The organism is Bradyrhizobium frederickii, from assembly GCF_004570865.1.
GTDB classification, from domain to species: Bacteria; Pseudomonadota; Alphaproteobacteria; order Rhizobiales; family Xanthobacteraceae; genus Bradyrhizobium; species Bradyrhizobium frederickii.
In genome coordinates this window covers 1-1,034 of sequence record NZ_SPQS01000126.1, presented here as the reverse complement: position 1 = coordinate 1,034, position 1,034 = coordinate 1, and the positions used below count along the sequence as shown (strand labels likewise).

Sequence of the window (1,034 nt, the reverse complement as noted above, 5' to 3'; positions counted from 1 at the left end):
GAGCTTTGTAGACCCCACCGTTGACCATCAAAGCCCAAACGGTACGGGCCATCTTGTTGGCAAGAGCCACCGCGACAAGCATGGGCGGCTTACGAGCGAGCATGCGCTCCAGCCATCTCCCTTGCGATGCACCGCGTCGGCGAGCCAGCTTCACCACCGCACTCGCCCCGATGATGAGGAGACGCCGTAGTGTTCGCTCACCCATTTTCGATATTTGGCCGAGCTTCTGTTTTCCACCAGTGGAACGTTGCAGCGGCGTCAACCCCAACCACGCGGCGAAATCCCGGCCACGTTTGAAGTTTTCAGGGTCAGGCGCTAGCGCCATCAGAGCTGTCGCCGTGATTGGGCCGATGCCAGGAACCGTCATAAGCCGCCGGGCAACTTCCTCTTCTCGGGCTCGTCGCGCGATCTCAATATCGAGGTGCTTGATTTGCTCTTCCAGCACCCCCAGCATCTTGACAAGGATATCGAGCGCCGGGTGCGCCGCCATTGGCACGCTGCTCCCGGAAGCTTGCGCGTGCTCAACCAGCGCGGCGACATTGGACGTTCCCTTTGCAACGACCAGGCCGTATTCGGCGAGGTGACCTCGCAACGCGTTTATGATCTGAGTACGTTGCCGGACCAAAAGATCGCGAGCGCGAAACACGACCGCGCTCGCCTGCTGGTCCTCACTCTTCACGGCGGCAAAGCGCATGGTGGGGCGTTGGGCCGCTTCGCAAATCGCTTCTGCATCGGCCATATCGTTTTTCTGACGCTTAACAAACGGCTTTACATAGGACGGTGGAATCAGACGCACGGTGTGACCCAGCTTGCCAAGCTCACGAGCCCAGTAATGAGAGCTGGCGCAGGCTTCCATCGCTACCAGGCACGCAGGCTGCTGGGCAAAGAAACCCAGCACTTTGTCACGACGCAGCTGTTTGCGGAAAACAACACCGCCGCTAGCGTCTGCGCCATGTGCCTGAAAAACATGTTTCGCCAAGTCTAGTCCAATCGTGCTAACTTCGTTCATGGACGCTTCCTCATTTGTGACGGTT

Annotated in this window: 1 protein-coding gene; it reads right to left on the bottom strand. The window is 58.8% G+C overall.

Annotated features, from left to right (window positions below; all coding sequences use genetic code 11):
* On the bottom strand, positions 1–1,009 hold a 1,009-nt coding region (locus tag E4K64_RS39970; RefSeq protein ID WP_135167641.1), incomplete at its 3' end, for an IS110 family RNA-guided transposase.
* Between the last annotated feature and the right edge of the window lie 25 nt (positions 1,010–1,034).